At 62.7% G+C, this 12289-nt stretch carries 12 protein-coding genes; 6 read left to right on the forward strand and 6 right to left on the reverse strand.

Annotated elements, in window-relative coordinates:
- Positions 1 to 6 precede the first annotated feature (6 nt).
- The 5 genes from J3O30_RS28435 to J3O30_RS28455 all read right to left on the reverse strand — a co-directional run bounded on the left by J3O30_RS28435 (position 7) and on the right by J3O30_RS28455 (position 4800).
- Positions 7 to 1335, reverse strand: coding sequence for an FMN-binding glutamate synthase family protein (locus tag J3O30_RS28435; RefSeq protein ID WP_164015812.1), 1329 nt, complete (start codon positions 1333 to 1335; stop codon positions 7 to 9).
- A 14-nt stretch (positions 1336 to 1349) separates the two neighbouring features.
- Positions 1350 to 2036, reverse strand: coding sequence for a GXGXG domain-containing protein (locus J3O30_RS28440; protein WP_207585329.1), 687 nt, complete (start codon positions 2034 to 2036; stop codon positions 1350 to 1352).
- A gap of 55 nt (positions 2037 to 2091) precedes the next feature.
- Positions 2092 to 2997 (reverse strand): glutamine amidotransferase family protein, encoded by a 906-nt coding sequence (locus J3O30_RS28445; protein WP_207585330.1) that lies wholly within the window; start codon positions 2995 to 2997, stop codon positions 2092 to 2094.
- 89 nt (positions 2998 to 3086) lie between these two features.
- A complete protein-coding gene (locus tag J3O30_RS28450) occupies positions 3087 to 3770 on the reverse strand; it encodes a helix-turn-helix domain-containing protein (RefSeq protein WP_207585331.1) in 684 nt (227 codons plus the stop codon).
- A 70-nt stretch (positions 3771 to 3840) separates the two neighbouring features.
- Entirely contained in the window at positions 3841 to 4800 is a 960-nt protein-coding gene (locus tag J3O30_RS28455) for a GlxA family transcriptional regulator (RefSeq protein ID WP_207585332.1), read from the reverse strand.
- 87 nt (positions 4801 to 4887) lie between these two features.
- On the opposite strand from J3O30_RS28455, the gene J3O30_RS28460 reads away from it, so the two are divergent.
- From J3O30_RS28460 to J3O30_RS28485, 6 genes are all read left to right on the forward strand, one after another.
- Positions 4888 to 6138: a sarcosine oxidase subunit beta family protein gene (locus J3O30_RS28460; protein ID WP_207585333.1), complete on the forward strand. Its 1251-nt coding sequence runs from the start codon at positions 4888 to 4890 to the stop codon at positions 6136 to 6138.
- 12 nt (positions 6139 to 6150) lie between these two features.
- A complete protein-coding gene (locus J3O30_RS28465) occupies positions 6151 to 6432 on the forward strand; it encodes a sarcosine oxidase subunit delta (protein WP_207585334.1) in 282 nt (93 codons plus the stop codon).
- Positions 6429 to 9386: a sarcosine oxidase subunit alpha family protein gene (locus J3O30_RS28470; RefSeq protein WP_207585335.1), complete on the forward strand. Its 2958-nt coding sequence runs from the start codon at positions 6429 to 6431 to the stop codon at positions 9384 to 9386. Before J3O30_RS28465 ends, J3O30_RS28470 begins: the two co-directional genes overlap by 4 nt.
- Positions 9379 to 9927, forward strand: coding sequence for a sarcosine oxidase subunit gamma family protein (locus J3O30_RS28475; protein ID WP_207585336.1), 549 nt, complete (start codon positions 9379 to 9381; stop codon positions 9925 to 9927). Before J3O30_RS28470 ends, J3O30_RS28475 begins: the two co-directional genes overlap by 8 nt.
- Positions 9928 to 10058: 131 nt before the next feature.
- Positions 10059 to 10283 (forward strand): antitoxin MazE family protein, encoded by a 225-nt coding sequence (locus J3O30_RS28480; RefSeq protein ID WP_207585337.1) that lies wholly within the window; start codon positions 10059 to 10061, stop codon positions 10281 to 10283.
- Positions 10280 to 10603 carry a type II toxin-antitoxin system PemK/MazF family toxin gene (locus J3O30_RS28485; RefSeq protein WP_207585338.1) on the forward strand — a complete coding sequence of 108 codons (324 nt, stop codon included), beginning with the start codon at positions 10280 to 10282 and terminating at the stop codon, positions 10601 to 10603. The genes J3O30_RS28480 and J3O30_RS28485 overlap by 4 nt, the downstream gene beginning before the upstream one ends.
- A gap of 48 nt (positions 10604 to 10651) precedes the next feature.
- Here J3O30_RS28485 and J3O30_RS28490 read toward each other — a convergent pair whose 3' ends face one another.
- Positions 10652 to 11941: an ATPase, T2SS/T4P/T4SS family gene (locus J3O30_RS28490; protein WP_246762889.1), complete on the reverse strand. Its 1290-nt coding sequence runs from the start codon at positions 11939 to 11941 to the stop codon at positions 10652 to 10654.
- Positions 11942 to 12289: the final 348 nt, after the last annotated feature.

Below are 12289 nucleotides of genomic sequence, written 5' to 3' on the forward strand. Positions count from 1 at the left end.
TGTTTTTTAGAAACCGGTCTTGCCGGGGATCCAGTTGGTGCCGGCGAGCGGCACTTGCGCCATGGCCGATGCCTCGATCGTCAATGCAACGAGGTCTTCCGGCTCGAGGTTATGCAGGTGGTTCTTGCCGCAGGCACGCGCGATCGTCTGCGCCTCGAGCGTCATGACCTTGAGATAGTTGGCAAGGCGGCGACCGGCCGCAATCGGGTCGAGGCGTTTTGCGAGCTCCGGATCCTGGGTGGTGATGCCGGCCGGATCCTTCCCTTCATGCCAGTCGTCATAGGCGCCGGCCGTCGTGCCGAGCTTTTGATATTCCTCTTCCCAGTGCGGATCATTATCGCCGATGGCGACGAGTGCCGCCGTGCCGATGGCGACCGCGTCGGCGCCGAGCGCCAGCGCCTTGGCGACGTCGGCGCCGGAACGGATGCCGCCCGAAACGATCAGCTGCACCTTGCGATGCATGCCGAGATCCTGCAGCGCCTGGACGGCCGGACGAATACAGGCGAGTGTCGGCATGCCGACATTCTCGATGAAGACGTCCTGCGTCGCCGCCGTGCCGCCCTGCATACCGTCGAGCACGACGACGTCGGCACCCGCCTTCACGGCAAGGGCGGTGTCGTAATAGGGACGCGCGCCACCGACCTTGACGTAGATCGGCTTTTCCCAATCGGTGATTTCGCGCAGCTCCATGATCTTGATTTCCAGATCATCGGGGCCGGTCCAGTCGGGATGGCGGCAGGCCGAGCGCTGGTCGATGCCCTTCGGCAGGTTGCGCATATTGGCAACGCGGTCGGAGATCTTCTGGCCGAGCAACATGCCCCCGCCGCCGGGTTTGGCGCCCTGGCCGACTACGACTTCGATGGCATCGGCGCGGCGCAGGTCTTTCGGGTTCATACCGTAGCGGGAGGGCAGATATTGGTAGACCAGCGTCTGCGAATGGCCGCGTTCCTCATCGGTCATGCCACCGTCGCCTGTCGTGGTCGAGGTGCCGGCGATGGTCGCACCGCGACCGAGCGCTTCCTTGGCATTGCCGGACAACGCGCCGAAGCTCATGCCGGCAATGGTGATCGGCGTCTTGAGCGTGATCGGCTTCTTAGCGAAACGTGAGCCGAGGACGACTGTCGTGTCGCACTTTTCCCGATAACCTTCGAGCGGATAGCGCGAGATCGAGGCGCCGAGAAACAGCAGATCGTCGAAATGCGGAACCTTGCGCTTGGTGCCGGCACCGCGAATGTCATAGATACCGGTCGCCGCGGCGCGGCGGATTTCGGCAAGCGTATAGTCGTCGAACGTCGCGGACTTGCGTGGCGGGGTATAAGGATTGTGATAGCTCATGGGTGTCCCTCGCTTCAGTACGCGTCGGCGTTGTCGATGTTGAAATTGTAGAGCTTGCGAGCCGAGCCGTAGCGCTTGAACTCTTCGGGCCTGACGTCCGTCACGCCTGCTTTGTCGAGCAACTCGGCAAGCTTTTCCAGATGCTCCGGCCGCATCTCTTTCTCGATGCAGTCGGAGCCGAGGCTCTTGACCTCGCCGCGGACAAAAAGCTTGGCTTCGTAGAGCGAATCCCCCAACGCATCGCCGGCGTCGCCGAGCACGACGAGATGGCCGGACTGGCCCATGAAGGCCGACATGTGGCCGATGCTGCCGTGAACGACGATGTCGATGCCCTTCATCGAAATGCCGCAGCGCGATGCTGCATTGCCCTTGATGACGAGCAGGCCGCCGCGGCCGGTGGCGCCGGCATACTGGCTGGCGTCGCCCTCGATGACGACGGTGCCGGACATCATGTTTTCGGCAACACCCGGACCGGCCGAACCGTGGACCGTGACCCTGCCGCCGTCATTCATGCCGGCGCAGTAATAACCGACCGATCCTTTGACGGCGACCGTGACGGGGCTGTCGATACCAACGGCAACGGAATGACTGCCGCGCGGGTTGATGACTTCGAATTCAGTGTCGTTGGCACCCTTGGAAAGGGCGTGCAGCGCGCTGTTCAGTTCGCGAAGAGGGGTGTTGGAAAGATCGAATGTCGGCATTGCATCCTCGTTGGTCCGGGAGACGGTTTGAGCCGCTCCTGCATTCAGGCGCCCCTCAGGCGGCCTTGTCGTGATCCCAGAAGTAAACGGTGGCCGGCTCCGGCTCCCAGACACGGGCGTTCTCGATGCCGGGAAGGTTGACCAGCGCGCGGTATTCCGAGCCGAAGGCGACATACTGGTCGGTCTCGGCCATGACGGCGGGCTTGCAGGCGATCGGGTCGCGCACCACCCCGAAGCCGGACTTGGTGCCGACGACGAAGGTGAAGAAGCCGTCGAGATCATCGAGCGCGCCGGTCAGTGCCTGGCCGAGATCCTTGCCCTTGGCCATTTCGGCCGTCAGATAGGCGGCGGCGACTTCGGAATCGTTCTGCGTCTCGAAGGTCATGCCTTCACGAACCAGTTCGCGGCGCAGGTTGTTGTGGTTGGACAGCGAGCCGTTGTGCACCAGGCACTGGTCGGCGCCGGTCGAGAACGGATGGGCGCCGAGCGTGGTGACCGCGGATTCCGTCGCCATGCGGGTATGGCCGATGCCATGGGTGCCGCTCATGGCGCGGACATCGAACCGCTTCACGACATCTTTCGGAAGACCGATTTCCTTGTAAATCTCGACGCTTTCGCCCGATCCCATCAGACGGACCGTCGGGCGGATCTCTTCGAGCGCCTTGCGCACGGTTCCAAGCTTGGAGGCATCAAGCTCGATGACCGCATGTGTGCTCTTGATCGACACCTCGGCTTTGATGCCGGCCTTCGCAAGGTCACCGGCGAGGCCTTCGAAGTCCACGCTGGGATTGGCGGACTGGATGGTAATTTTCGCTTTTCCCTCGGTGGAGCCGCCATAGATTGCGATGCCGGCTGAGTCCGGTCCGCGATCCGTCATGGTGATCAGCATATCCGAGAGCAGATTTCCCAGTTGAGGTTCAAGGCTCTTGTCCTTGAGGAACAATCCAACAATGCCGCACATAGCGTGTGCCTCCGTTCATGGTGAGAAAGGACTAGCAGGACTATTTGTCGACTTCAACTAGGAAGAATAAATTTTTCTTTTAAGGCAATTCAGCTTCTGGAGTTCTGCTGTGGATAGCTGATGATCGAGAGGTATTTGCTCGGCAGTTCCACCAGTTGTTCCGGCCCATGCGGCGCATCGGCATCGAAGAACAGGCTGTCGCCCGGCTGCATCTGGAAAAGCTGATCGCCATGGCGGTAGATGACCTCGCCTTCGAGCATGTAGAGAAATTCCATGCCCTCGTGCTGGAAGGTTGGGAAGGTGTCGGAATCGGCCGTCAGGGTGATGAGATAGGGTTCGACGATGACGCCGCTGGTATTATTGTCGATATGGCCGAGCAGATTATATTGATGGCCGGCGCGCGTGCCGCGCCGTTCGAGCTCGATGCCCTGCCCCGCCTTGACGAAGACGGCATTGCGCGGTTCCTCAAAGCGGCGGAAAAAGGCGGTCATCGGCACGCCCAGCGCCCGCGACAGCGATTGCAGCGTCGTCAGCGACGGCGAGATGTTGCCGTTCTCGATCTTCGACAGCATGCCGAGCGAAATGCCGGTCGCGGCCGCCAGATCGGTGACCGTGATGCCGAGTTTCTTGCGGTAGGCGCGCACCTCATGGCCGATCGCCATTTCGAGGTTGTTTTCCTTCGGCTCGCGAACAGCGTGTGGATCCTGGGAAAAGGGAGCGCGTTCGCTCTGCGCCTGTTCCAGTTGCTTCGCCGCTTCAAGCTTGGATTTCATGCTGCCGCCTTCGCGTTGTTCAGAGGCAACCCTATCGCCCTAGTGAAATTTTCTCAACCGTGAAGAAAACCTATTCGCGCCGCGCCTCACGCGGCGCGATGCCGTAGACTGTGCGGAACATCCGGGAAAAGTGGCTAAGACTGGAAAAGCCGGTGGCGACAGCGATCTCCGAGACGGAAAGCGGGCTCTGCTTCAGCAGGCGATGGGCATGCTGCAGCCTGATCCTATGATACTGATCGAGGAAGCTGGTCTTAAGATGGGCGGAAAAGAGCCGGTCGAGATGGCGGACGGTGACGCCGGCGATGCGCGCCATGGCGGCGCGGTCGAGCGGCATCTCGATCGTCTCCTCCATCCGTTCGAGAACGCTGAGCAGACCGGGATGGTGGACGCCGTAGCGTTCGGCGAGCGACGCGCGCTGGGGGGCGGCGGGCTCGTTGACCTCTGTGTGAAGATACCAGTCGCTGACGCGGCGGGCAAAATCCGGTCCCATGCGCTCGGCGATCAGCACATGCATCATGTCGAGCGGCGCGATACCGCCGCCGCAGGTGATCCGGTTGCCGTCGATCATGAAGCGCGCCTGGCGCGGCGACAGATCGGGAAAAGCCTCGAGAAGGGCGGCCGCATGTTCCCAGTGGATGGTAAAATCGCGGCCGGCCAGCAGTCCGGCCGCGGCCATCAGATAGGGCCCGCCCGAAATGCCGCCGATCCTCACACCTTCGCGCGATAACTGCCGCAGACAGGCAAGCACGCCGGGATAACGCCAGTCGCGCGGCAAGCCGCCGGCGCAGACGAAGGCCGTGCCGAGGCCGGAACCCCTGGCCGGAAGCGGTTCTGCGGGCACGCTGACGCCCGAGGAGGAGCGCGCCGGCTCCCCGTCCGGCGAAAAGATCGACAGGCGATAGATTTCGCGCCCGGCCAGAAGGTTTGCCGCCCGCAACGGCTCGGTCGCCGAGGCATAGGACATCAGCGCGAATCCGGGGATCAGGATGAAGCCGATCTCCTGGACATTTTTACTATCGGTGGAGGACATGTCTCTTTTCTAACCATTCATGTCCTTATTGCGCAAGTCGATCGTGCTCTTTCTGGCATCATGCAGCGGTTCTTATCGGATTGACCCATGCGCTATTCCGCTCTTTCGATCTTTCTCAACGGCCTTCGCGGCAACAAAAGCTGGGCGCCCGCGTGGCGCGATCCGGCGCCGAAGCCGCATTACGACGTCATCATCGTCGGCGGCGGCGGTCACGGCCTTGCCACCGCCTATTATCTTGCCAAGGAATTCGGCATCACCAATGTCGCCGTCCTTGAAAAGGGGTATCTCGGCTCCGGCAACGTCGGCAGGAACACGACGATCATTCGCTCGAACTACCTGCTGCCCGGCAACAATCCCTTCTACGAACTGTCGATGAAGCTGTGGGAAGGCTTGGAGCAGGACTTCAACTTCAACGCCATGGTCTCGCAGCGCGGCGTCCTCAACCTCTTCCATTCCGACGCGCAGCGGGATGCCTATACGCGCCGCGGCAACGCCATGCGGCTGCACGGCGTCGATGCCGAGCTTCTCGACCGACAGGCGGTGCGCAAAAAACTGCCCTTCCTCGATTTCGACAATGCCCGTTTCCCGCTGATGGGCGCTTTGTACCAACCGCGCGGCGGCACGGTACGCCACGATGCGGTCGCCTGGGGTTATGCGCGCGGCGCCGACAGCCGCGGCGTCGATATTATCACCCAGTGCGAGGTGACCGGCATCCGCAGCGAAAACGGTAAGGTTACCGGCGTCGAGACCAGCAGGGGCTTCATCGGCTGCGGCAAGTTGGCGCTGGCGGCGGCCGGCAATTCCACCGTCGTCGCCGACATGGCCGGCCTTCGCCTGCCGATCGAAAGCCATGTGCTGCAGGCCTTCGTCTCCGAAGGGCTGAAACCCTTCATAGACAATGTCGTCACCTTCGGCGCCGGCCATTTCTACGTCTCCCAGTCGGACAAGGGCGGGCTCGTCTTCGGCGGCGATATCGACGGTTATAATTCCTATGCCCAGCGCGGCAATCTGGCCTCGGTCGAGCATGTCGCCGAAGCCGGGCTGGCGATGATCCCTTCCCTGTCGCGGGTGCGTTACCTGCGCTCATGGGGCGGGGTGATGGACATGAGCATGGATGGCTCGCCGATCATCGACCGCACCCATATCGACAATCTCTATCTCAATGCCGGCTGGTGTTACGGCGGCTTCAAGGCGACGCCCGCCTCCGGCTTCTGCTACGCCCATCTGATCGCCCGCAACACGCCGCATCAGACGGCCCGCGCCTTCCGGCTCGACCGGTTCGCCCGCGGCTATCCGATCGACGAAAAGGGCGTCGGCGCCCAGCCCAATCTGCACTGAGGACATTTGACGATGGCAAGCCTGATTTCATGTCCCCATTGCGGCGCCCGGCCCAAGGAGGAATTCTCGATCCGCGGCGATGCCGGCCTTATCAGACCGGCGCCGGATGCCGGCGTGGAGGCCTGGTTCGACTATGTCTATCTGCGCGACAATCCGCGTGGCAGCCACAGCGAATACTGGCACCATTCCTCTGGATGCCGCCGCTGGCTGATCGTCGAACGTGATACCGTCACCCATGTGGTTCATGGCGTCAGGGATGCCGCGCTTTCGAAGCTTGGCGGGGACCTGGCATGACGAGCTTCCGTCTTTCCTCCGGCGGGCGCATCGACCGCGCCACGACACTCGGCTTCACTTTCGACGGCAAGGCGCTCGCAGGCCATCCGGGTGATACGCTCGCCTCGGCGCTGCTTGCCAACGGCATCCAACTCGTCGGCCGCAGTTTCAAATACCACCGCCCGCGCGGTATCCTGACGGCCGGGGCTGCCGAACCGAACGCGCTGGTCACGACAGGCAGCGGCGGCCGAACCGAGCCCAATACGCGCGCGACGATGATCGAGCTTCACCAGGGGCTGGCGGCCAAGAGCCAGAACCGCTGGCCCTCGCTCGGTTTCGATGTCGGCGCCGTCAACGGGCTGCTCTCGCCCTTCCTCAGCGCCGGCTTCTACTACAAGACCTTCATGTGGCCGGCGGCGCTGTGGGAAAAGCTCTACGAGCCGGTGATCCGCAAAGCGGCGGGCCTCGGCAGAGCCTCCTATGAGGCCGATCCCGATGCCTACGAGAAATGCTGGGCGCATTGCGATCTGCTGGTGATCGGCGCCGGTGCTGCCGGCCTTGCCGCGGCACTCACCGCCGGCCGCGCCGGCGCCCGCGTCATCCTCGCCGACGAAGGGCCCGAACTCGGCGGCAGCCTGCTTTCCGATAGCGGCACGATCGAGGGCAAGCCGGCAGACATGCTTCTCGGCGAGCTGCTGGCAGAGCTGGAAGGGCTTTCGAATGTGCGCCGCCTGCCGCGCATGACCGTGTTCGGCTGGTACGACGATAATGTTTTCGGCGCCGTCGAACGGGTGCAGAAGCATGTGGCGATGCCCGATCCGGACCGTCCGGTCGAACGCTTGTGGCGCATCGTCGCCCGCCAGGCGATCCTGGCGACAGGCGCCGAGGAGCGGCCCCTGGTCTTCGGCGGCAACGATATTCCCGGCGTGATGATGGCCGGCGCCATGCGCAGCTATCTCAACCGGCAGGCAGTGGCCCCAGGCAAAAGCACGGTAATCTTCACCACCGACGATTCTGGTTACCGCACCGCCGCCGACCTTGAAGCCGCCGGCCTTCAGGTCGCGGCGATCGTCGACAGCCGCGCCGATGCGGGCAAGGGCTGGCAGGGCCGCGCCGAGGTGCTGAAGGGCGCCCGGGTGATCGACGCGTTTGGTGGCCAGCGCCTCAACGGCGTCAGCGTCGAAACCGCAAACGGCACCCGCCGCATCGACGCCGATGCGCTTGCCATGTCGGGCGGCTGGAGCCCGATCATCCATCTTGCCTGCCATCGCGGCGGCAAGCCGCAATGGTCGGACGAGACCGCGGCGTTTCTGGCGCCGGCCGGACAGGACGGTCTTGCCGTTGCCGGCTCGGCTGCCGGTCTTGCCGAAACCGCGGCCTGCCTCGGTGATGGCGCCGCAAAGGCAGCTGCCGCGTTGAAGGCGATTGGCTTCACAGCGGCGGAACCGGCCTTTGCCGTAGCTTCCGAGACGGTTGCCCCGGCAAAGCCGCTCTGGTCGGTCAAGGGTTCGAAGGGCAAGGCTTTCGTCGATTATCAGAACGACGTGCATCTCAAGGATCTCGGCCTTGCCGTGCGCGAAGGCTACGGCCATGTCGAGCTCGCCAAGCGTTATACGACGAGCGGCATGGCGACCGACCAGGGCAAGCTTTCCCACATCAACGCCATCGGCATCCTGGCCGAGGCGCGCGGCGTGTCGCCGGCCGAGGTGGGAACGACAACCTTCCGGCCCTTCTATACGCCGGTCTCCTTCGGTGCTTTGACCGGGACATCGCGCGGCAAACATTTCCAGCCGGGGCGCAAATCGCCGCTGCATGGCTGGGCTGAGAAGAACGGCGCGGTCTTCGTCGAAACCGGCCTCTGGTACCGTTCCTCCTGGTTCCCGCGCGCCGGCGAAACGACATGGCGCGACAGCGTCGATCGCGAAGTGCTGAACATCCGGAGGAATGCCGGCCTCTGCGACGTCTCGACCCTCGGCAAGATCGAAATCTTCGGCCGCGATGCCGCGGCCTTCCTCGACCGCATCTATTGCAACGGCTTCGCCAAGCTTGCCGTCGGCAAGGCGCGTTATGGCATCATGCTACGCGAGGACGGCTTCATCTATGACGACGGCACCACCAGCCGCTTCAGCGACGAGCATTTCTTCATGACGACGACGACGGCGCTTGCCGCCGGCGTGCTCACCCATCTCGAATTTTGCGCCCAGACGCTATGGCCGGAACTCGACGTCTGCTTCGCCTCGTCGACCGATCAATGGGCGCAGATGGCCGTTGCCGGGCCGAAGTCGCGCGCCATCCTTTCGGAGATCGTCGACGAGGATCTATCGGATGCGGCCTTCCCGTTCATGAGCGCCCGAAAGGTTTCGCTGTTCGGCGGCCGCCTCGAAGGCCGGCTCTTCCGCATCTCCTTCTCGGGCGAACTCGCCTACGAGCTTGCGGTGCCGGCCGGTTACGGCGAGGACGTTGCCGACGCGATCATGGCGGCGGGCGAGAAACACGGCATCTGCGCCTATGGCACCGAAGCGCTCGGCGTTCTGCGCATCGAGAAAGGCCATGTCACCCATGCCGAGATCAACGGCACGGTCACACCAGGCGATCTTGGCTTCGGCCGCATGGTGTCATCGACCAAGCCGGATTTCATCGGCAAGGCGATGCTCGCCCGCGAAGGCCTGCAGGACCCGGAACGGCCGCGCCTCGTCGGCGTCAAGCCGCTCAATCCGGCAAGCGGCTTTCGCACCGGCTCGCATATCCTTGTCGAGGCTGATGCAGCGACGCTCGAAAACGACCAGGGCTACGTCACATCAAGCGCATTCTCGCCGACGCTCGGCCATACGATCGGCCTGGCTCTGGTCAGGCGCGGGCCGGAGCGCATCGGTGAAAAGGTGACGGTCTGGAACGGCCTGCGCAACGAATATACCGATGCGGTGCTCTGCCATCCTGTCTTCGTCGATCCTGAAAACGAGAAGCTCCATGCTTGATCTTCCTCAGCACAGACCGGTTCTCGCCGGGGCAGCATATGCCGGTATCTCAGCGGCAGACATCCGGCTGGAAGCCTTGCCGGAAGGCCATCTGCTACACGTACTGGGAACGATCGAGCCGGCGGCACTTGCCGCCGAACTGGTCAAAGCCGGCTTTGCAAACAGTTCGATCCGCAAGGCCGGCTTCCGGCAATGGTTCGTCGCCGGCGACGAGCCGCTTACGCCCGCCGGTCTCGATACTCTTACGGCAGCGCTTGCCGGAAAAGCCTTCGTCATGGACCAAAGCCACGGACGTGTCCGCATCGGCGTTTCCGGCCGGTCTTCGCAGCTGCTTCTTGCAAAGGGCACCGCCGTCGATCTCGATCCTGCCATCTTCCCGGAAGGTCGTTCGGCGATGGCGATGGTCGGTCATCTCTCGGTGCAGATCGCCCGCACCGGCGATGACAGCTTCGAGCTGACGGTTCTGCGCAGCTTCGCCGAAAGTCTCTGGGACGAACTCACCCATATGGCGGCGAGTGCCGAAAAGGATGGCGGCGTATAAGGGCCGTCCTTCCCGCCAATACCGAGCGCATTGCATCTCTCTCCAGATGTCCGCGCAGCCCTGACCGCCGGCAGATTGACATCGCAATACCGGGTTCTTATGTTACATGTAACGCGGCAATGGAGTTCGTCATGGCAACGCCGGTCAACGAAAGAGTTCAAAAGCGCCGCGAGGCTTTGCGGGCCGCTGGACTGCGTCCCGTGCAAATATGGGTTCCGGATACCCGTCGCCCTGGTTTTGCCGACGAATGCCATCGTCAGTCCGTTCAGACAGCTCTTGCCGATGCAGGCGATCGCGATTTGCAGGATTTCCTCGATGCCGCTCTCGCCGACATGGACCATGATGGTGAAGCGTGAGGCGCGGTGACATCGTAACCGTTGCCATCACCGGCGATTTCGGCAAACCGCGTCCGGCGCTCATCATCCAGGCGGATCAGTTTGACGCAACCGGCACGGTTACCGTGCTGCCGATTTCCGGCACCCTCATCGACGCGCCGCTCATTCGGCCGACAATCGAGCCGACAGCGCTCAGCGGTTTGCGCAAAGCCTCGCAGGTGAAGGTGGACAAAAGCATGTCGGTGAAACGGGAACGAATTGGGCCGATAATCGGTCGCCTGGAAGACGATGCTCTCTTGGCAGTCACAAGATCGCTCGCCGTGTTTTTGGGTATCGCCTAACCGTAAATCCTAACTCGCTTTCCACCAGGCGGCGTCCGCCGATGGACTTCAAGCCGTTTCCCGCGCGGCGGCACCTATCCATTCGGGGCGTTCTGCGCCTTGCAGCTCTTCGATCGCATCGGCGGCAAAGCTCGGCACGACACCGGTCCACAGCAATGCGCCGTCGGGATTGGAATGGCCGTCGCCCTCGAGCTTGTAGATGCTCTCGACGATATATTGGCCGTCATTGTTCAGGCCCTTGATCTCGGAAATCTCGATCACCCGGCGTCTCCCGGTGCGCTTGAAACGGGCGATCTGCACGACGACGTCGACCGCCGAGGCGATCTGGGCGCGCAGCGGCCGGAGCGGCATGTCGATATCCGACATCAGCGCCAGCGTCTCCAGCCGGTGCAGGGAGTCGTAGGGCGTGTTCGCGTGAACCGTCGAAAGGCTGCCGCTATGGCCTGATGTCATCGCCTGGATCATATCCAGCGCCTCGCCGCCGCGGCACTCGCCGACGATGACGCGGTCGGGCCGCATGCGCAGCGATGAGCGGAACAGGTCGCGGATGCTGGCGCCGCCGCGGCCGAAACGGTCGGGCTTGGTGACTTCGAGATAGACGACGTGTTCCTTGCGGATCTGCAATTCGGACGTGTCTTCGATGACGATGATGCGCTCGTGGTCGGCAAAGGCCTCCGACAGCGCGTTCAGCATCGTCGTTTTGCCGGTGCCGGTGCCGCCGGAAATGATGACGTTCTTCTGCAGCCCGACGGCCGCCTGCAGCAGCGATAGCGACCCCTCGGTCAGGCTGCCCTGGGTGACGAGGTCGCGGATGCTGCGATGTTCTTTCAAAAAGCGGCGAATGGAGATGCAGAGCCCGGTGCGGGACGCGGGCGGCTGAATCATCTGCACGCGCGAGCCATCCGGCAAACGCGCTTCGACGCTCGGCTCCTCCGGCGTCAGTCGCTTGCCGGAGAATTGCGCGATGCTGCGCGCAGCCGATTCCAGGTCCTCGCGGCTGGCAAAACGCGTATCGGCGCGTTCGAGCTTGCCGCGCCTTTCGACGAAGATGTTGGATGTCCCATTGATCAGGATTTCGGAAACGCTCGGATCATCGAGCAGGAAGCGGATCGGGCCCAAGAGCTTGTCCAGTGCCCGGGTCAGGACCTGGAAGGTCGCCTGTTCGGCGGCGTCGTCGGAAACGGCCTTCATCAGAGCGGCATCCCCACAAGAACCGTGCTCATGCCGAACAATGTCGCCATCATCTGGACCGCGGTCGGAAAGAACATCATCAGTGGAATGAGGACCAATGCAAGTATCAAGATGCTGCTCATCGTTTCCATCGTTTTCTCTCCGGATCGACTAGCGGATCATACCCGCCATTGCAGGAAAGCTTAATCCAGATCGTCAAGCAACGCCATGGCCGCGTCGCGCTGAGACAGCCCAGATGACCCCTGCAGGCGCCTTCTTCTATCACCTTGAAAGAATTGACCAATTATGGAGCAGTAGACAAGTCGCCACAAGATCGTCGCAGACTTCCCTTCTTGAGGTAAAACTGCAGCGTATTCAATCGGTTAGTTGCGAAATTCCGGCGTCAACTCCGTTTTCCCACGCCATGCCTCCAAGGCAATTGGAACCCTTCGTTTCGTTTGCTTGACGGAGGGCTGGCCTTGGGCGCACTCTTGGGTCTTAATGGTGTTGCTCAAC

It is taken from the genome of Rhizobium sp. NZLR1 (genome assembly GCF_017357385.1).
In the GTDB taxonomy this organism is placed as follows: Bacteria; Pseudomonadota; Alphaproteobacteria; order Rhizobiales; family Rhizobiaceae; genus Rhizobium.